16 protein-coding genes and 1 pseudogene are annotated in these 17,842 nt (G+C 63.2%); 2 read left to right on the top strand and 15 right to left on the bottom strand.

What is annotated here, in order from left to right; translation table 11 throughout:
- Positions 1 to 48 precede the first annotated feature (48 nt).
- The 4 genes from VIZ63_RS02740 to VIZ63_RS02725 form a co-directional block, all read right to left on the bottom strand.
- Complete coding sequence (locus VIZ63_RS02740) at positions 49 to 561, bottom strand: chemotaxis protein CheW (protein WP_331607960.1); 513 nt, start codon at positions 559 to 561, stop codon at positions 49 to 51.
- 105 nt (positions 562 to 666) lie between these two features.
- Positions 667 to 2,394 carry a methyl-accepting chemotaxis protein gene (locus VIZ63_RS02735; RefSeq protein WP_331607959.1) on the bottom strand — a complete coding sequence of 576 codons (1,728 nt, stop codon included), beginning with the start codon at positions 2,392 to 2,394 and terminating at the stop codon, positions 667 to 669.
- 49 nt (positions 2,395 to 2,443) lie between these two features.
- Entirely contained in the window at positions 2,444 to 4,492 is a 2,049-nt protein-coding gene (locus tag VIZ63_RS02730) for a chemotaxis protein CheA (protein WP_331607958.1), read from the bottom strand.
- A gap of 7 nt (positions 4,493 to 4,499) precedes the next feature.
- Entirely contained in the window at positions 4,500 to 4,949 is a 450-nt protein-coding gene (locus VIZ63_RS02725; protein WP_331607957.1) for an STAS domain-containing protein, read from the bottom strand.
- Positions 4,950 to 5,239: 290 nt separating this feature from the next.
- Between VIZ63_RS02725 and VIZ63_RS02720 the strand changes: the two genes are divergently transcribed.
- Together VIZ63_RS02720 and VIZ63_RS25340 are read left to right on the top strand one after the other, a co-directional pair.
- A complete protein-coding gene (locus VIZ63_RS02720) occupies positions 5,240 to 6,433 on the top strand; it encodes a flagellar hook-length control protein FliK (protein ID WP_331607956.1) in 1,194 nt (397 codons plus the stop codon).
- Positions 6,430 to 6,606 (top strand): annotated as a pseudogene (locus VIZ63_RS25340) (EscU/YscU/HrcU family type III secretion system export apparatus switch protein); the annotation flags it as partial. The gene VIZ63_RS02720 and the pseudogene VIZ63_RS25340, both read left to right, overlap by 4 nt.
- Here VIZ63_RS25340 and VIZ63_RS25335 read toward each other — a convergent pair.
- The 11 genes from VIZ63_RS25335 to flhF form a co-directional block, all read right to left on the bottom strand.
- On the bottom strand, positions 6,533 to 7,648 hold the full coding sequence (locus tag VIZ63_RS25335) for a DUF11 domain-containing protein (RefSeq protein ID WP_349261108.1): 1,116 nt from the start codon (positions 7,646 to 7,648) through the stop codon (positions 6,533 to 6,535). The pseudogene VIZ63_RS25340 and the gene VIZ63_RS25335 sit on opposite strands and share 74 nt — an antisense overlap.
- A 2,047-nt stretch (positions 7,649 to 9,695) precedes the next feature.
- Entirely contained in the window at positions 9,696 to 10,235 is a 540-nt protein-coding gene (locus tag VIZ63_RS02710) for a DUF2802 domain-containing protein (protein WP_331607954.1), read from the bottom strand.
- A gap of 354 nt (positions 10,236 to 10,589) precedes the next feature.
- Positions 10,590 to 11,189: a hypothetical protein gene (locus VIZ63_RS02705; protein WP_331607953.1), complete on the bottom strand. Its 600-nt coding sequence runs from the start codon at positions 11,187 to 11,189 to the stop codon at positions 10,590 to 10,592.
- A gap of 12 nt (positions 11,190 to 11,201) precedes the next feature.
- Entirely contained in the window at positions 11,202 to 11,408 is a 207-nt protein-coding gene (locus tag VIZ63_RS02700; RefSeq protein ID WP_331607952.1) for a LysM peptidoglycan-binding domain-containing protein, read from the bottom strand.
- A gap of 161 nt (positions 11,409 to 11,569) precedes the next feature.
- The gene (gene motD / locus VIZ63_RS02695; RefSeq protein WP_331607951.1) at positions 11,570 to 12,538 is read right to left on the bottom strand and encodes a flagellar motor protein MotD; all 969 of its coding nucleotides are present in this window, start codon (positions 12,536 to 12,538) and stop codon (positions 11,570 to 11,572) included.
- Positions 12,539 to 12,572: 34 nt separating this feature from the next.
- Positions 12,573 to 13,313: a flagellar motor protein gene (locus VIZ63_RS02690; RefSeq protein WP_331607950.1), complete on the bottom strand. Its 741-nt coding sequence runs from the start codon at positions 13,311 to 13,313 to the stop codon at positions 12,573 to 12,575.
- A gap of 113 nt (positions 13,314 to 13,426) precedes the next feature.
- The gene (locus tag VIZ63_RS02685) at positions 13,427 to 14,164 is read right to left on the bottom strand and encodes a protein phosphatase CheZ (protein WP_331607949.1); all 738 of its coding nucleotides are present in this window, start codon (positions 14,162 to 14,164) and stop codon (positions 13,427 to 13,429) included.
- Between the two features lie 118 nt (positions 14,165 to 14,282).
- Positions 14,283 to 14,669, bottom strand: coding sequence for a chemotaxis response regulator CheY (cheY, locus tag VIZ63_RS02680; protein ID WP_331607948.1), 387 nt, complete (start codon positions 14,667 to 14,669; stop codon positions 14,283 to 14,285).
- A gap of 142 nt (positions 14,670 to 14,811) precedes the next feature.
- Entirely contained in the window at positions 14,812 to 15,546 is a 735-nt protein-coding gene (locus tag VIZ63_RS02675) for an RNA polymerase sigma factor FliA (RefSeq protein WP_331607947.1), read from the bottom strand.
- Complete coding sequence (locus VIZ63_RS02670; RefSeq protein ID WP_349261107.1) at positions 15,543 to 16,415, bottom strand: MinD/ParA family protein; 873 nt, start codon at positions 16,413 to 16,415, stop codon at positions 15,543 to 15,545. The genes VIZ63_RS02675 and VIZ63_RS02670 overlap by 4 nt, the downstream gene beginning before the upstream one ends.
- A 50-nt stretch (positions 16,416 to 16,465) precedes the next feature.
- Entirely contained in the window at positions 16,466 to 17,758 is a 1,293-nt protein-coding gene (gene flhF / locus VIZ63_RS02665) for a flagellar biosynthesis protein FlhF (protein WP_331607946.1), read from the bottom strand.
- Positions 17,759 to 17,842 lie beyond the last annotated feature (84 nt).

Raw genomic sequence — 17,842 nt, 5'->3', positions numbered from 1 at the left:
GCATCCCTCGGATCACCGACCTGACTGGAACGCCTCAGAGTCCGTGCATCAGGCAGCAGCCACCGCCGGCGCGAGGCCGGTGACGTCGCCACCGATCAGCGTGTCGATATCGAGCAGCATCACCATGCGACCCGACACGGCCGCGAGACCTTCGATGAACTCCGTGCTCACCTGCTCGCCGAGTTCGGGCGCCGGCTTGATGTCGGCCGCCGCAACGTCGATCACGTCGGACACGCCGTCCACCACTACGCCGAAATCGCGGCGTCCGAGCGGCGACTCCACCGACAGCACGATGATCACCGTCAGTGGCGTGTACTCCGCCTGCGCGAGGTTGAAGCGCATGCGCATGTCGACGATGGGCACGATCGATCCGCGCAGGTTCAGCACACCAAGCACGTGCGCCGGTGCCTGCGGAATGCGCGTTACAGTGGAATAGCCGCGGATTTCCTGAACCCGCAGAATGTCCACGCCGTAGGTCTCGTCGCCCAGCGTAAAGGTGAGCACCTGGTGCGAGCCCGCATCGTTGGCCGCGCGTGTCGTATCGCCTGCCTGCATAGTCATAGCCTCATTCCCTTCGATTGACATTGTGGGTGTCAGCTCAGTTATCGGCGCGACACCTGCACATCTCGAGTCAGTCATTACCTGTTTTCGTCGGCCCTGAACCGATCAGAACTCCTGCCACGAGCTGTCGTCACCCGACGCCCGGGCCAGCGGGGCCGAACCGGCGGACGCCACCCGCTTCTTCGCGATCGGGCGCACCGGCGCTTTCGCCTGCTGGCGGACCGCGACCGGCGCTTCTGCCCTGAGACGGGGCTTGGTCGTCGCCTGCGGCGTTTGATAGATGACCGACGCATCGCTGCGGAAGTAGCCGATCTGCGTGACCAGTTCCATCGACTGCTGCTCCATGGACTTGCTTGCAGCCGACGCCTCTTCGACCAGCGCCGCGTTCTGCTGGGTCACGCTGTCCATCTGCGTCACCGCGTTATTGACCTGTTCGATGCCGGCCGACTGCTCTTCGCTGGCAGCCGCGATCTCGGCGACGATGTCCGTGACTTTCTTGACGCTCTCCATGATCTCCGAGAGCGTCTTGCCGGATTCGTCGACGAGTTCCGACCCGACCTTGACCTTCTCCACCGAATCCTTGATGAGATCCTTGATCTCCTTCGCGGCGCTGGCGCTGCGCTGCGCCAGATTGCGCACCTCGGTCGCAACGACCGCGAAGCCGCGGCCCTGTTCGCCGGCACGTGCGGCTTCGACAGCCGCATTGAGCGCCAGCAGGTTCGTCTGGAACGCGATCTCGTCGATGACGCTGATGATGTCGGCGATCTTGCGGCTCGACGAGTTGATCTCGCCCATGGCGCCGATCGCACGATGCACCACCGCACCGCCGCGCTCGGCCTGTTCGCGCGCGCCGACCGCGAGCTGATTGGCCTGGCGGGCGTTGTCCGCGTTCTGTTTCACCGTCGCAGTCATCTCTTCCATGCTCGACGCCGTCTCTTCAAGCGCCGCCGCCTGCTGCTGCGTGCGCTGCGACAGGTCGTCATTGCCATGCGACAACTGGCGGGCCGCCGAGCCAACGGCGTCGGCAGTTCCGCGCACGCCGCCGACGATGTCGACCAGCTTCGCGTCCATCCGCTTCAGGGACTCGAGCAGGCTGCCCAGTTCGTCCTGGCTCTGCACATTGATGCGATTGCCCAACTCGCCGTTGGAGATGCGGTCCGCGACGCCGACGGCGGTGTTCAACGCACCGACGATCGAACGCACGAGCAGGAAGCCGAACAGCGCGGAAATGCCGATGCCGAGCACGATGGCGCCGATGATCACGACGCGATTGCGCTTGTAGGCGACTTCCGCCTCGGTGCGCATGGTCTGCGCCACTTCGATCTGCGTCGTCAGCAGCTGTTCGCTGGCCTCGGTCATCTTGTCGAAGGACGGCCGTGCTTTCTCGATGAGCAGGCTTTCCGCCTTGTCGAACGTACCGCTCTGCGCAGCCAGCAATGCCTGCTCCACGCTGCTCGATACGTCAGCCCCGTGGCGGCTGAAGGTATTGGCGATCTGCCGTTCCTTGTCGGTCAGTTCGGTGGCATTGAGCTTGACGAGCAGTTGCTGCACTTCGGCTTCGCGGGTCTTCACGAACTCCAGCGTATCCCTCACGGCGCCGACGTCCTGGCGGATGACCACGTCTTCGGCTTTCGTCAGCAGCTCGCGGTCCTGTGACTCGATCGTGCCGACCCACCCCGTCGGCATGAAGCGATTCGAGAAAATCGCGTCCAGGTCGCCGTTGCTCGCATACGTGCCGCTGAGGCCGATCGCCCCGACAGCAACCAGGATTGCCGAGCTCAACGCCAGGATGGCGTAGAGCTTCACTTTCACGCTCAAGTTCGCATTGATCATTGTTCTTACTCTCTGTCTTGGTCTTGCGGATTCGGCAGATTCGTCCTGCTCATGCTGCCGCGGCAGATTGAGCGGCAACTCGGATCAGTCCAGCCACGTCCAGGATGAGCGCGACCGAACCGTCGCCGAGGATCGTGGCGCCTGATACGCCATCGACCCGGCGGAAATTGGTTTCCAGCGACTTGATCACGACCTGCTGCTGTCCGAGCAGATCGTCGACGAACAGACCGACGCGTCGGCCCTCGCCTTCCACGACCATGATCAGGCCTTCATGCAGCTGCGTCGTGCGCGGCTTCACACCGAACACATCGTGCACGCGCACGATGGGCAGGTAGCGATCACGGAACCAGAAAACCTCGCCCTGGCCGGCGACGCGATTGACCATGCCGGCCTTCAGCTGCAGCGACTCGATGATGGTGATCAGCGGCACGATGTAGCTTTCGGTACCGACTGCGACCGACTGGCCATCGACGATAGCGAGCGTCAGCGGCAGTGTGATGATGAAGCGCGAGCCCTTGCCGTGCTCCGAGCGAACTTCGATCGTTCCGCCCAGTTCCTTGATGTTCCGGCGCACCACGTCCATGCCCACGCCACGACCGGAAATGTCCGTCGTCTGTTCGGCCGTCGAGAAGCCCGCCATGAAAATCATTTCGTAGATCTGCTCGTCGCTCAGCGTGTCGTTCGCGCCGATGAGACCGCGCGACCGGGCCTTCTCCAGGATGCGTACCTTGTTCAGACCGCCGCCGTCGTCGCCGACTTCGACCGTGATGTTGCCGCCCTTGTGATAGGCCTCGAGGAACACCGTGCCCGTGGCGGACTTGCCGGCCGCAGTGCGCACATCCGGCATTTCGATACCGTGGTCGACGCTGTTGCGGACCAGGTGGACCAGCGGATCGCCGATCTTCTCCAGCACCGTCTTGTCGAGTTCGGTCTGATCGCCCGTGACTTTCAGATCCACATTCTTGCCGAGCCGGCCGCTGAGATCGCGGACCATGCGCGGGAAGCGGCTGAACACGAAGCTGATCGGCAACATGCGCACGCGCATGACGCTTTCCTGCAGCTCACGCACGTTGCGCTCGAGCTGCGCGAGACCTGCCCGCAACTGTTCTGCCACCGCACCTTCGGTCCTGGTACCGAGCTGCGTCAGCATCGACTGCGTGATCACCAGTTCGCCGACCGTGTTCATCAACTCGTCGATTTTCTCCGTGCTGACGCGGATGGAGCTGCCGTCACCCAATCCATGCTTGGGCGCCTCGACGACTTCCGGTGTCGGCACCGACGACAGATGTGCGCGCGCGCTTTCCTTCCTGGCAGGCGCAGGTGCAGCAACGGCAGCGACAGGCTGTGCTGGGACGGCCACTGCCTCGGCAGCCGCCACAGACTCGATGTGCAGTTCGCAATCGCCTTCCGCCCAGTCGAAGATCTGCTCGATCACTTCGCGCGTGACATCCGACGTCAGGTGCAGGTCCCAGGTGAGGAAGCAGGATTCGGGATCGAGCTTCTGTAGCGACGGAACATTGCTGGCATCGACGCTGACCGTGAGATCGCCAACGTCTGCGAGCTCGCGGAGCATGCGTAACGGATCATTGCCATGCAGGAGCAGCTGCGAATAGGGCCGAAAGTGGATATGCCAGCAATGTGCGGCCGCCTTCGCTGCCGGCACCGGCACGGCGGCAGGCGCGGGAGCCGGCGCCGCAGGCGCAGTCTCCTTCTGCAGGATCGAAAGTTCGAGATCGAACTGCAGATCGGCAACGCGCTGTGCATCGACCGGAGTCTTGTGCTGCACCGCGCGCAGCATGTCGCGCATGACGTCGACGGAACGCAGCAGCAGGTCGGTGATGTGTCGCGTCACATTCATACGATTGCCGCGCAGCTCATCGAGCAGCGTCTCGCAGGTATGCGTGAACGAAGCGACGTCCGAGAAACCAAAGGTCGCGCTGCCGCCCTTGATGGAGTGCGCGACACGGAAGATCGTCCCGATGAGTTCCGGCTCGGGCGCGCCCACGGTGAGCTTCAGCAGCGACGCCTCCATGGTGTCGAGCGCCTCGAAGCTCTCATCGAAGAATGCATCATGAAACTGGGCAAGATCGAGCGCCATGATGACCTCAGGAAGCGGCGGGCAGGCAGAGAAGATCGCGGACGCCGAGAAGTCGCGCCGCATCGGTCAGAGCTGCCGGAACACCTCGCCAGGTAACTTCGCGGTCGCCGCCAAGGCGATCGCGCACGAATGCATGGAGAAGCTGCAGCGTCGCGGTATCGACGCGCTCGACGGCGCTGGCATCGATCATGACCGGCCCGCTCGTAGCGACGACGGCGCACAGCCGTTCGCGCAGCGCCGCCACTTCCTTGATCGTGCAGTTGGCCTCCAGGGCGATGGCGGGACCGACCGCGACGTCGGCCACGTTCTGTGACGCGCCGGGCACGATCGCACTCGCTGAATCTGCGACAGCGGTATCCGCGGTCGAACTCTCTGGTGCCGCTGCATCGACGTCCGCACTGGCAACGTCGGTCGCAGCGCGCTTGCGTCTGGATGCTTTAGCTGGCGTACGCGCCATTGTTGCCTCTCGCGGACCTGGTGACTGATTTGACGAAACTGCCTGTCGTATCGGCATTTTCTTGAGAGGCTTTAGGCGCAGCAGCCGGACGCTGCGGATTTGTGAGGCAGGTCGCGCCCTGCGGCCCGCCGTGCGTGCGGATCGTGCTGGCGCGAATGCGCCGATCAGGCAAAACCCGAACGAAGATGCCCGAATGCTCAATCCTCGATCGCGCCGTCCGCGTTTTTCTCAAGCTTTTCCTCAGCGAGCCGTTAAATGGGTGACATACGTCACAGTGGCGTTCTGCTTTCATGCGCATCGACCTCAACACCATTCGCAGCACCGGGTATGCGGGCCAAAGCCCCAGCCTGCTGTCGGATTGGCGTGTCGGCGCGATCCTGCAGGCCGTCGCGTTGCGTGACGCGCGCTCCGGCGAGCTGTGGCTGAAGATCGGCGACGCGCGCTATGCAGCCCGCATCGCATCCGGCAACGCTGCTGGACCTGCAGATGGCGAGCAGCTCACCGTGCGTGTGTTACGCAGCAGTCCGGTACTGGCACTGGAAACACTGTCGACTCAGCAAGCTTCCGGCGGCGACGACGTCGCGGCCGACGCACTGCGTCGCTTCCTGCCGCGGCAATCCAGCGCAGCCCCGTTGCTGTCGAATCTGGGCTGGGTTGCGAACGGCAAAGGCGCCGAGGCGCTGCCGCCGACGGTGACACAAGCAGCCAATCGTCTATGGCAGGCGCTGCCGGACGCCGCAGCGTTGAGTGACCCCGATGGACTGAAGACGGCAGTGGTGCGCTCCGGCGCCTTTCTCGAATCCACACTCGCCAACGGCGATCGACGCACGATGGCCGCCTCCGTCGCTCAGGACGTCAAGGCGCTGCTGCTCAATTTCTCGCGCGTGCTGCGTGATCTCGGCGCGCGACCCGCTGCTGCCACGGCCGAATCGACCGTGCATTCGCCGCTGCCGTTGGCCAGCGGACCGCTGACATCATTGCCCGCTGCACCTGCGACCCTGGCCGTCGTGGACTTGCCGGCGCAGCAGATGAACGAACTGGCGCGCCAGACCGACGGCGCGCTTGCACGAATGACAGCGCTGCAGGCCGGCGCCAGCACGCAGGACCCGGCGCTGCAATCGATGCTCGTGGAAATTCCCGTGCGTCACGGCGACCGCGCCAACATCCTGCGATTGCGTATCGAACACGATCGCTCACGGCAACGCGACGGTGGCGCCGGCGAATCCTGGGCCATCGAAGCCGCCATGGATCTCGGCCACGCAGGCGCCCTGCATGCCCGCGTGACGCTGCACGGCCAGCGCATCGGCGTGCAACTGCGCGCCGACTCCGCCGGTGTGGTCGATACATTGATCTCACGCGCGCCAGAACTGGAATCGATGCTGCGGGAAGCTGGTCTGGAGGTCGATCGCGTCGTCTGTCTGCACGGCCTGCCTGCCGGCGACCACGGCGCACGTCCAACGCGACTGCTGGACTTGCGCGCATGAACGACCGCCCACCTTCATCCCTGGCGGTTGCACTCCACTACAACGGCAACGGCGCACCTCGCGTCGTGGCCAAAGGCGGCGGCGCGGTCGCCGACCGCATCATGGAAACCGCCCGCGAACACAAGGTCCCACTGCAGGAAGACGCAGCGTTGGCTGCGTCGCTCGCTCGACTCGATCTGGGTACCGAAGTGCCTCGCGAACTCTACGTCGCGGTGGCTCACGTCCTCGCGTTTGCGTGGGCGGTGACGGGCAAAGCGAAGTAGCCGGCGGCCCGATTCGCATCCCGAATTTCCCTCTCCCTCGCGCCATGCTCAGACCAAGGAGCGCAATGGCCATCCACCAGGAAGTACTGCCACCTCCTCCTCCACCTCCTCCGCTCCCGCTGCCACTTCCTGTCGGCGGTGCAGGTTTCGTCACCGTCGTGGTAATGGTCCCGGAGTTGTTCCCCATCGTCAGATCCACACCATCACTGGATATTTCAAAGGTGCTCTGAAACGTGCCGACGGCGAGCACACCGCTCGCGATTGAAACAGTGGCGCGCGCCGATGCAGCCAACGCCCCGATCGTGCACGTCACGGGTCCAGAACCGCTGCTCTCGCAACTACCCGTGGACGGAGTTACCGACGCAATGCTCAACCCTGCAGGGGGCTGGAAGGTCATACGCACCGCGCTCGCACCATTGGGGCCGACATTCGTGATCGTAAGCACATACGCGCTGGTTCCACCCTCGTTGACGTTGGACGGGCCCGTTGCAGCGATGGATAAATCAGCCACCTCAGCGACGGTGACCTCGACGCTCGCGGTGTTGTCCGCCGCGACCAGGTCCGGTTGCGCCGCTTCGAGGACAGCGGGAATACGGAATGATCCCGTGGCGGACTCCGCGAACGTCACCGTAATCGTGGCGGTTGCGCCAACGCGCAGCGCGCGTTCGCTGCACACCACGGCACTCCCGCTTCTGGAGCACGTGCCATTCGATGCTGTTGCAACAACGTTCGTAGCCCCGCTGCCAAGACCAATGGTCGTGCGGACATCAGTGGCGTCGAATGGTCCGCGATTGCGAACTGTGTACGTAATCGTAACCGGCCGACCATGGCCGATGACGCTGGTTGGCCCCTGCGCTGCGATGCTGAGGTCAGGCACGAGGTCGATCTGCTGCAAGCCGTCACCGTCGGCAGCGACAAGTAACCGATGGGGGCGCAATGCGTCCACGGACATTGCGCGCACGCCCCAGAAGGGAAATTCGCGTGGTGCAGGCAGCAATTCCCAAGTCTGCCCTGCATCGACCGAGCGCGACATTCGCTCGAAGCTTGCTGCGTACAGAATGTCCGGATCTACTGGATCGAGTGCGAAGGCAGACACCGCAGTATTGACTGGCGCCCACATCATCTCCGACCAGGAGTTGCCGCCATCGATGGATCTCAACAGAGACACGGTCGTCGCGACATAGACCACTCGATCATCGCGAGGATCGACGACGATCTCGATGGGATGACCCGACGGCAGTGGCACCGTGGGGTTCCACGTCAGGCCGGCGTCTATTGACTTGAGAATCTGGCTCGTCCCGCCAGCCTGATTAACCCCAAGATAAAGCACCGATCGATTCGAAGGGGCAGCGACCAATCCCTCTGTAGCCTGCACGAAGGCGGGTTCTGTCAGCGTCGTCCAGGTGTCGCCGCCATTGGTGCTGCGGAGGAGCCGGTAAGTCCCGGCCGCAACCAGCACCTGGCCATCAGCGGAACCTGCGACGATGCCCATGACTGGATTGTTGAAGAACCCAGCGTTCGACAATAGCTGCCACGTCTCGCCGCCATCCTCCGATCGCGCGATACCACTGGCTACGCCGACCAACAGGCGATCAGGTTGTGCCGGATGAACAAACAGTCCGCGTGTTTCCACGTTGAGGCCGGAGTTGCTGAACTGTCGCAGCGGCTCATTGTTGACCGGCGCCACCGTGCCATCGGTCTCAACGACGTGCAGACCTCCCAGAATTGCACTGACGTAAGTGCGACCGCTCACGGGCGAAGCAGCCAGTTCATAGACCGACGATGCCTGCACTCCGGCATTTCGGTAAGTCCAGTTCACTCCGGCATCAGTCGTTCCGGCAACGCCTTCACTACCAGCGAGCAACAGATGCGTGTTGCCTCCCGGTCTTTGCGCGATGGCCTGCGGGACGCCGACCAGTGCATTGGCGTGGATCGGTATCCAGGTCGCACCACCGTCGCTGCTTCGAACAAGCCCGGTCTGCCACGTAGCGGCGTAGACAATGGAATCGTCGTCTCGATCGACATAAACGAAGTTGATCAGGGGACTCAACGTTGTCACAGTCCAGCTCTGTCCTTGGTCATCGCTGTACCACAAGCCATAGTAGTGCGCTGCCCATATGCGTTGCGGCGTAGAGCGCGATACCGCGATGTCGATCACTTGGTTGTTGGTGCCGGGTGTGTTCAGGGGTGCCCAGGTGGCGCCATCGTCAATACTGCGGAAGCCGCCTTCGCTGGTTCCGGCATACAACGTACCCGGCGTCAGAGGATCCGCACGTAGCACATACACATAGGCGCCCGCAGTCGTGATGAGTCCACCCTGCGTCCAGGTATGCCCATCATCCGTGCTTCTCATGAGACGCGTCGTGGCAACGACATAAATCGTGTTGCCGTCGGCGCTGTACTCAACCTGGCTGACACCGAATGCAGTACCCAATGTGCTGAGCTGCAGCAGGGTCGCGCCCGAATCCTCACTGACAAAAATCCCCGAACCGCCGACCAATACCTTGGTGGGATTCGCCGGGTTCACTGCGATATCGCGGACGCCGGGAACGTCCTTTGACACGAGGTTCCATGAAGATCCGCCGTCCGTGGATCGATAGAATCCAGAGCTCGTACCCAGATACGCGATGTCCGGATCCGTTGGGTGATAGCTGACGGCCTGAATGTATCCACCCTCGGGCCCGAGTGGCGAGAAGACGTTCACGCCCGCATGAGCGCCGCCAGTGAAGAGAGGTATCGCCGCGAAGAATCCGGCCAACAGTGCGCGCCTGGAACGGGCAAGTACCGATACGCGGCAAGTCCGCCGCCAATTGATGGCAATCATCCCAATGCCTCCCTTTGCCGCAGGTTGCGCTGCTTGTTATGTCAACGCGCCTGCTGCTCTGTTGTTATTCCCGGCTACATCGTAGCCGTTCGAGGCTTGTAGGGCATAGTCAGAATTCGATGGGCGTTCTCCGGGCGCGGTGGAGGCAGGATGCGTCGCTTCGACGGCGCGCTCTCTATCCGACAACGCTGAGGAGTGAGCCGCGCTTGCGACCCGTGTTCGTCGGGGGCTGCGGCTGTTGCGGCTGCATAGTCACCTGCTGTTGCGCTGGTTCCTGAGCGTGGCGCGGCTGGGTACGCACTGGTGCTGGCGGCGCTTCCTGCCGTGCGCCGTGCAGGCGCGTGAGCAACTCCGCTTCGTGTCGCGTGATGCCGCAGTTCGTCATCAGCTCTTCGGCCGAGGCGCCATTGCGCGCCAGGCGCGTGGCGACGTCGTAGCCGCGCTGTGAGCCGGCTGGCGCACGATGCGATTCCATTTCGCTGCGCTCGCTCATGCCATCGATGCGCGCACTCATCACGCTCACGGTTTCATGCAGGCTGCGCAATTCCACGAACGCACGATCGAGCTTGGCATGCAGGGCCGCCGTGGCCCGCTCATCGGCGCGACGCCAGCGAATGAATGCCAGGGCAAACACCCAGAAGGCGCCAACGAGCAGCACTGCCCGGCCAGCGATCATCAACGTCTCGAGCGAGGGATTCGGCAGGATCTCGAACATCGCAACAACTCCAGTGACTGACAGTGATCACATTCATCCGTCAAATCGCTGACGGTGGGATCGATGCCTCTGGAGTAGCAGGAAAGATGCCAGAAGAGGCCAACGGATCCGCTGGCCGACTGGTCAGCTGGCCAGAGTGAGAACGAGTCGGCACTCGAAGAGGCTAACTGGCCAACTGGCTCACCGGTCGGCTGGCCGGAGCGGGACTCGAGAGGCTAACTGGCCAACTGGCTCACCGGCCAACTGGCTCACCGGTCCGCTGGCCAGAGCGGGGACGGAACATAGGGTCAACTGGGCCGCGGCTCCGTTTCGGGCCAGCAGACCAGTTGGCCAGAAAGCCAGTTGGCCTCTTGCTTACCCCATACCCAGCGAACTCAACGCCGCCGTGCCGCTTTCCTTCGCTGACCTGGCATGTTCGACGGCTTTCACGGGATCGCCGGCGGAGAACGCAGCGGTTGCGTCGCCCCATGCGGCCTTCGCTGCCTCGAGTCCGGTCTGTGCTGCCTGGAGAGCATCCTTGGTGACGTTCTTCGGCAGTTTCTTCGACTGGGTGAGGATGTCCACGCGACTCTGGACGGCCTCTACCATCTGCGGCACTTCGGCGCTGAGCGTGCGCCATTCATCGCTGGCTGCGACCATCGCCGCTTTCACTTCCTCGCGCTTTGCACTGACCACCTGCTGCAGGCTTGCTACCCGCGCAGACACGGCGGGTGCGGCAGCAATCACGCCCTTGTAATCCTCCCTCGTCAGCTGCTCTTTCAATCCGACCACCGCTGCCTCGGCCTGCTGCAGCTCGGCAGACGCGTACTTGGCGGCATCGTCACGAATCGATGCGATGGACGCTTCCAGATCGGCAACCGCCCTGGTCGCCGGCTCCTTCTGCCCGGCACAGGCGACGAGCATCACAGAGGCGATGAGCATCGCGACCCACTTGAGAGTAATGGCTTTATTCATTTGTGATTCTCCTTAAGGAATACGCAGTTCCTGGCCCGGCTTGATCTTGTCGGGATCCTTCAGCACGTCCTGGTTCGCTTCGAAAATCTTCGTATAGAGCTTGCCGTCGCCGTAGAACTCATCCGCAATCTTCCAGAGCGTGTCGCCTTTCTTCACGACGTACTTCTGTGCGTAGGGATTTTCCTTTGGGACGGGAGGAACGGGTTCTTCTGGCGCCACGATCGCCTCCAGGCGGTTGTGAATGACTTCGCAACTGAATCTTAGCGGCGCGATGCAGCGTGGCTATCGTGGAAATGGGTAATGGCGCACGCACAAGACACTGCGTTGCAGCACCCTGTGCGCACAAGACCTACAACGAGCGTTGCTAACGCATCGCTGGATCAGGAGATGGACTGAAGCCCTGCACTGTCCGCCACCGCTTCGCTGGGCGGCGACGACTCATCCACCTGCGTCACCGCAGGTGCGACGTACGGTTTGCCACGATCTTCCGCGTAGTCGCCCTCGGGCGGTGTGTCACCGCTGAGGATGACCAGCACGACGCGACGGTTCGCGTTGCGGCCGTCCGCGGTCGAGTTGTCCTGTGCCGGCCGGAATTCACCCAGCCCGATCACTGCCAGCCGCGCCGGTGTGAGTCCTGTTTCGGTGAACAGATGGACCACGCTCGCAGCACGCGCCGACGACAGCTCCCAGTTCGACGGAAACGCGCGAGTGTTGATGGGACGATCGTCCGTGTGCCCTTCGACCCGGATCGGATTCGGGAACGGCTTGAGCGTTTCCGCGAGTTGCTTCATGACCTTCACCGCCGCTGGCTGCAATGTGGCGATGCCGCTGGGAAACAGAATGTCCGTGCGAATCTCCACCTCGATCCACAGTCCGTGGCGACGCACCGCGATCAGATTCTGTTCGACCAGCGTCGACATCGCCTGCTCGACCTCGCGCGCCACTGTTTCCAGCTGCGCGATCGCTGCTTCGCCCGGCTGAATCTCGGAGTCATACGTGGTTTTCGACAGGTGCCGCGACCCCTTGCTGGGATCCGCCATATCGAGCGGACTCGGCTCGAGCATGGAACGGGGCTGCCCTTCGAGCATCGCCTGCTGCACGATCGTCATCTGGATGTCCGCGCCGGAACCGACGGCCTTCTCACCCACCTGCACCGGCTGCAACGTGCGCGGTGAACCACGAAACGCGGCGAACAGCGAATCGGACAGCACGCGATACTTGCCTTCGTTCACCGAGGAGATCGCGTACATCACCACGAAGAACGCCAGCAGCAGCGTCATCAGATCCGCATACGGGATCGACCACGCTTCATGGTTGGTGTGTTCTTCGTGTTTGTGACGGCGGCTCATCTTCAATTGATAATTGACAATTGATAATTATCAATTAGTGCAGATATCCCTGCAGCTTCGACTCGATCGAACGCGGATTCTCGCCCTGCGCAATGGAGATCATGCCTTCGATCACCATCTCGCGGGACTCGGTCTGGCGGGCGATCGCTACTTTCAGCTTGCTGGCGACGGGCAGGAAGAACAGGTTGGCGAGGCCGATGCCATAGATGGTCGCGGTGAATGCGGCAGCGATGCCCTGCCCCAGCTTGCTGGGATCGGCCAGGTTCTGCAGGACCGCCATGAGTCCGAGGACGGCGCCGATGATGCCGAGCGTCGGTGCGTAAACGCCCATGCCTTCGAACACCTTGGCGGCGCGCAGATCGCTCTGCTCGCGCACACCGATCTCCACTTCGAGAATGCTGCGGATGACTTCGGGCTCGCTGCCGTCGACGACCAGCTGCAGACCCTTGCGCACGAATGGATCGCTTTCGCGCTCGATGATCGGTTCCAGACCGAGCAGGCCCTGCTTGCGCGCGGTATTGCTCCAGTCGACCATCCGTTTGATCAGTTCGCCGCGGCGATTGGCTGGCGGGCGAAACACCCACGGCAGGATGCGGCCGGCATCTTTCATGACGGCCAGCGGCGTCTGGATGCAGATGGCCGCCACGGTGCCGACGACCACGATCATGAACGCCGCGGACGACAGCAGCGATGCCAGTCCCGCGCCCTTGAGCACGGCGCCGATCAACAGCGCGCACGCTGCGAGGATCAAACCTATGACGCTGAGAATATCCATTATTTGGCGGCTGGAAGCGTGAGGCCTGAAGTTTCCGGATCACCGCGGCCTGCGCATCGCTGCGAGTCCGCCCCGCTCTGAAACCTCACGCCTCACGCCTCATGCCTGTCTCCTTACATTCCCAGGCCCGACAACAATGCATCGACGTCCTGCTGCCCGCTGACAGCCGGACCGTGGTCGACGCCCGGGATCATCGGACCGAACCCACGCGATACCGCTGGCTTCTCAGTATTCAGGGTTGCCTTCGCACCACCCTTCGACAGTCGCACCAGTTCGACCAGCGCCGTTTCGAGTTCGCCGACCAGCTTCATGACACCACGGATGATCTGTCCCGACAGATCCTGGTAGCCCTGGGTCAGCAACACTTCGGCGAGATTGCCGCGCACCTGACCCATGTCGGTGCTGGCCGTTTCCAGGAACGTATCCATGCGAGTGACCATGTCGCGAAATTCATCGACCGCGATGGCGCGTGCGCGGAACTGGCGCCACAGCACCACGAGTTCCACTGCTTCCTTCGCCGTGCGCTCGGCAAGCGGACCCGACTGCTCCACCAGGTCCATCGTGCGGTGCGCCGCCTCGTCGGTGAGCTTGAGAACGTGATCGAGCCGCATGCGCGCATCCGGCACTTCCTTCTCCGCCAGGTCCACCAGGCGCGAATCGATGCTGAAGCGCACCAGCGCCGACTGCAGGTCCGACGTCAGTTTGCGCAGGTCGCCGAACAGACTGCGTTCACGGCCCTCGACCAGCAGATCGAGCTCCCGGAAGAACAGCGCGTCATCGCCAGCGGCCAGCGCACCGGCAAGCGACGCGATGGCGGGGCCGTATTCTTCCTGGAGGGATAGGGATGTCATGTTCAACCTTTGATCTGTGGGCCAACTGGCTGACTGGCTGACCGGCAAACCAGCCAGAGTCGGACGTGCCGCCGTCTTGCCAGTAGGCCAGTTGGCCCGTGAGCCGGTTAGCCCCGATTCACGCCGCTCTCGCATCCAGAATCTTGTCGATCTTTTCTTTCAGCGTGACGGCGGTGAAGGGCTTGATCACGTAGCCATTCACGCCGGCCTGCGCCGCTTCGATGATCTGCTCGCGCTTGGCTTCCGCGGTGAGCATCAGCACCGGCATCTTGGCGAGCTTCGCGTCGGCGCGAACGGCCTTGAGCAGATCCAGACCCGGCATGCCGGGCATGTTCCAGTCCGTGATGAGAAAATCGAAATTGCCAGCCTGCAGCAGGGGCAGCGCAGTCTGACCGTCATCGGCTTCCGTCACGTTGGCGTAGCCAAGATCGATCAGCAGGTTCTTGATGATGCGGCGCATGGTCGAGAAATCGTCGACCACCAGAAACTTCATGTCTTTGCTCATTGCTGCCTCTCCAGACAAGCCAGGGCTGTAGGCTGTAGGCTGTAGGCCGTAGGTCCGGAACCGGAATATCGCGTATCGCTCATCTCTTGAATCCTCTCACCTGTCTCTTATCTGGCTACAGCCTACGGCCCACAGCCTTTCCTCACTTCCGATCCCGCCAGTGCGCGAGTCGTGCCTTGAGCCGCACCAGCGCCTGGCCGTGCAACTGACACACACGCGATTCCGTCACTTTCAGGACCGCGCCGATCTCTTTCAGATTCAGCTCGTCGTCGTAGTACAACGACATCACCAGACGCTCGCGCTCCGGCAATTCCTGGATCGCCGCGATCAGCGCCGTCCGGAATCCATCCTCGGTCGCATCCAGGAAGGGGTCGGCGCCCGCGTCCTCGATCCGGCCGATCAGCGAATCATCGTCGCCCGTCGTTTCGTCCAGGCTCGCTACCCGACAGCTCGCCGCGTCCTGCGCGATGCGGTGATACTCGTTGAGAGACACACCCATCTTTTCCGCGACTTCGGTGTCGCGCGCCTCGCGACCGAACTCTGCCTCGATCTCGCGCATCGCCGCCGCTGCCGCGCGCGCTTTGCGATGCACCGAGCGCGGCGCCCAGTCGAGCTTGCGCAATGCATCGAGCATCGCGCCACGGATACGGATACCCGCATACGTTTCGAAACTCGCACCGCGATCGGCCGTGTAGTTGGCCGCCGCTTCCAGCAGGCCGAGCATGCCGGCCTGAATCAGGTCCGATACTTCCACCGAAGCGGGCAGGCGCCCGGCCAGGTGGTAGGCGATGCGCTTCACGAGTTCAGCGTGGCGCATCACCATCACGTCGGTTTGCCGACTGGGCTTCCCAGCCCTGTATGCCGCGACGCCGCTCATCGGACCACCTCCAGCCGCGCCTGCGGCCGGCGCACCAGACGTTCGACGAAGAACTCGAGATTGCCCCGCGGGCCGTCTGGTACAGGCCACTTATCGGCCTTCAGTGCCAATTTCTTGAATGCCCGGGTCGACGGACTGGCCGGGAATGCACCAATCACGGGACGCTGTTCACGGATTGAGCGGCGCAGGTACGGGTCTTCAGGGATTTCCCCGACGTACTCCAGGGTGACATCCAGGAATTTCGAGGTGACCCGCTGCAGTTTCTCGAACAGCGAATCGCCCTCCCCCGGTGAGCGCGCCATGTTGGCCAGGACCCGGAACCGCGTCACATCGTGATTGCGGCTCAGGACCTTGATGAGCGCGTAGGCGTCGGTCATCGAAGCCGGCTCGTCGCACACGACCATCAGCACGTGCTGCGCCGCCTGCGAGAACTGCACGACGCTATGGGAGATGCCCGCCGAGGTATCGACGATCAGGGTGTCGACCCGCGAGTTCAGCGTGCTGAAGGCCTGAATCAGGCTCAGATGGCCCGCCGCGGACAGATTCGCCATGTCGGCGACACCCGATGCACCCGGAATCACCTGCACGCCATGCGGCGATTCGATGATGATTTCATCGAGCGAGCGCTCGCCCGACATGACATGCGCCATCGTGTGCCGCGGCGACATGCCGAGAAACACGTCGACGTTCGCCAGCCCCAGGTCGCCATCGAGCAGCATCACGCGTCGCCCGGTCGTCGCCAGCGCCGTGGCGAGATTGACGGCCACGCTGGTCTTGCCGACTCCGCCCTTGCCGCCGGTCACGGCGATGACCTGCACCGGACCGGGATGTGCCGATCTTCGCAGACCGGCTGTTTGCATTGATTCCATGTATGAACCTTGTTGGTAAAACCGGCAATCCCGCGATCGCCTCGTCAATCTCATGCCATTACATGCGCCACTGCGCCGAATCGTCTCTGCAGCAGATCCTCGTCTGCCGTCGCGCTCGCCGTACGCGATAACTGCACCGCACGCGCCACGAGCTGATGCGCACGAGCAGCCGACAGATCTTCAGGCACACGCTGCCCCTCACTGACGTAGGCCACGGGCAGCCGTGAGCGGATCAGCATGGAAAGCGTGCCGCCCAGGCTGGTCGCTTCATCGAGCTTGGTGAGGACACAGCACTGCGGCGCCGCCGCGGCAAAGCGCTCGACGGCCTGCTCGATCGTGCCGGCCTGCGCAGCTGCCGAAAGCACCAGCGTGGTTTCCAGACGCGGATGCGCTGACGCCAGCGCCATCAGTTCGCTGCGCAGACGTTCATCGCGCTGACTGAGGCCCGCCGTATCGATCAGGACCAATCGCCGGTCGCTGAGGTGATCGAGCAGCTCCGGCAACTCGCGCACGCTCTCGATGCCGTAGGCCGGCGTGCCGAGCAGCCTGCCCAGCGTATGAATCTGTTCCTGCGCGCCGATCCGTACCGAATCCGCAGAGATCAGCGCCAGCGAGCGCGGCCCGTGACGCATGACCCAGCGTGCAGCGAGCTTCGCGATCAGCGTCGTCTTGCCGACGCCTGTCGGACCGACCATCGCGACGATGCCGCCGTGATCGAGCCAGCGCTCGTCCATCGTGGTGATGCGACGCGACAGTTGCGCGAGCGCCAGGCGCTGCGCTTCATCGCTCTCCATCTTTCCCGGCATCTGCGCGACCAGTTCGCCCGCCAGATCCGCGGCGATCCCCAGTTCAGTCAGTTGCTTGAGCAGCGAAATCTGCACGGGTGCGCGGCGCGACAGATCGTTCCACGCGAGCGTTGCGAACTGCGTTTCGAGCATCTGGCGCAGCGTGCGCAGCTCATCGCCGACTGCGGCGGCCGGCGCATCCACGAGATCGTCCATCTCGATGTGACTGCGGCGTTGCGACTGCGGCTTTGCGAGCGGTTCGCTGCGAGTCTGCGGCGCCGCACGCCCACTCTGCGCACGGACCGACATGGCCGCTGCCAGTTGTGCCGCACGCGAGTGATAGCTTTCGTCGCCGGCGTCGTAATCCGCCATCGCGACCGCCATGTCGTGCGGCGTCTCCACAGCCGGGACATCAGTGTCGTAATCGACTGCTGCCACGACCTCGACGCCGCCGGCAATCCGCTTGCTCGACAGGATGACCGCATCCGGTCCCTGCGCATCGCGAATGAGAGCAAGCGCCTGACGCATGTCGGGGGCGCGGTACGATTTCATTTTCATGGGCACGCTCCGGCGCGCCGGCCAACTGGCCGACTGGCTGACCGGCTCACTGGCCTGATCGAGAAACACACCGCTTGTTTGTCG

This window comes from Povalibacter sp., assembly GCF_036520495.1.
Lineage (GTDB): Bacteria > Pseudomonadota > Gammaproteobacteria > Steroidobacterales > Steroidobacteraceae > Steroidobacter.
The sequence above is the reverse complement of the archived record's forward strand: the minus strand, read 5'-3'. Positions and strand labels throughout refer to the sequence as shown.

Bases quoted from the DNA above. Each gene is read 5' to 3' on its own strand.
- VIZ63_RS02740 (WP_331607960.1), bottom strand. From the start codon at position 561: ATGACTATGCAGGCAGGCGATACGACACGCGCGGCCAACGATGCGGGC.
- VIZ63_RS02735 (WP_331607959.1), bottom strand. From the start codon at position 2,394: ATGATCAATGCGAACTTGAGCGTGAAAGTGAAGCTCTACGCCATCCTG.
- VIZ63_RS02730 (WP_331607958.1), bottom strand. From the start codon at position 4,492: ATGGCGCTCGATCTTGCCCAGTTTCATGATGCATTCTTCGATGAGAGC.
- VIZ63_RS02725 (WP_331607957.1), bottom strand. From the start codon at position 4,949: ATGGCGCGTACGCCAGCTAAAGCATCCAGACGCAAGCGCGCTGCGACC.
- VIZ63_RS02720 (WP_331607956.1), top strand. From the start codon at position 5,240: ATGCGCATCGACCTCAACACCATTCGCAGCACCGGGTATGCGGGCCAA.
- VIZ63_RS25335 (WP_349261108.1), bottom strand. From the start codon at position 7,648: ATGTCCGTGGACGCATTGCGCCCCCATCGGTTACTTGTCGCTGCCGAC.
- VIZ63_RS02710 (WP_331607954.1), bottom strand. From the start codon at position 10,235: ATGTTCGAGATCCTGCCGAATCCCTCGCTCGAGACGTTGATGATCGCT.
- VIZ63_RS02705 (WP_331607953.1), bottom strand. From the start codon at position 11,189: ATGAATAAAGCCATTACTCTCAAGTGGGTCGCGATGCTCATCGCCTCT.
- motD (WP_331607951.1), bottom strand. From the start codon at position 12,538: ATGAGCCGCCGTCACAAACACGAAGAACACACCAACCATGAAGCGTGG.
- VIZ63_RS02690 (WP_331607950.1), bottom strand. From the start codon at position 13,313: ATGGATATTCTCAGCGTCATAGGTTTGATCCTCGCAGCGTGCGCGCTG.
- VIZ63_RS02685 (WP_331607949.1), bottom strand. From the start codon at position 14,164: ATGACATCCCTATCCCTCCAGGAAGAATACGGCCCCGCCATCGCGTCG.
- cheY (WP_331607948.1), bottom strand. From the start codon at position 14,669: ATGAGCAAAGACATGAAGTTTCTGGTGGTCGACGATTTCTCGACCATG.
- VIZ63_RS02675 (WP_331607947.1), bottom strand. From the start codon at position 15,546: ATGAGCGGCGTCGCGGCATACAGGGCTGGGAAGCCCAGTCGGCAAACC.
- VIZ63_RS02670 (WP_349261107.1), bottom strand. From the start codon at position 16,415: ATGGAATCAATGCAAACAGCCGGTCTGCGAAGATCGGCACATCCCGGT.
- flhF (WP_331607946.1), bottom strand. From the start codon at position 17,758: ATGAAAATGAAATCGTACCGCGCCCCCGACATGCGTCAGGCGCTTGCT.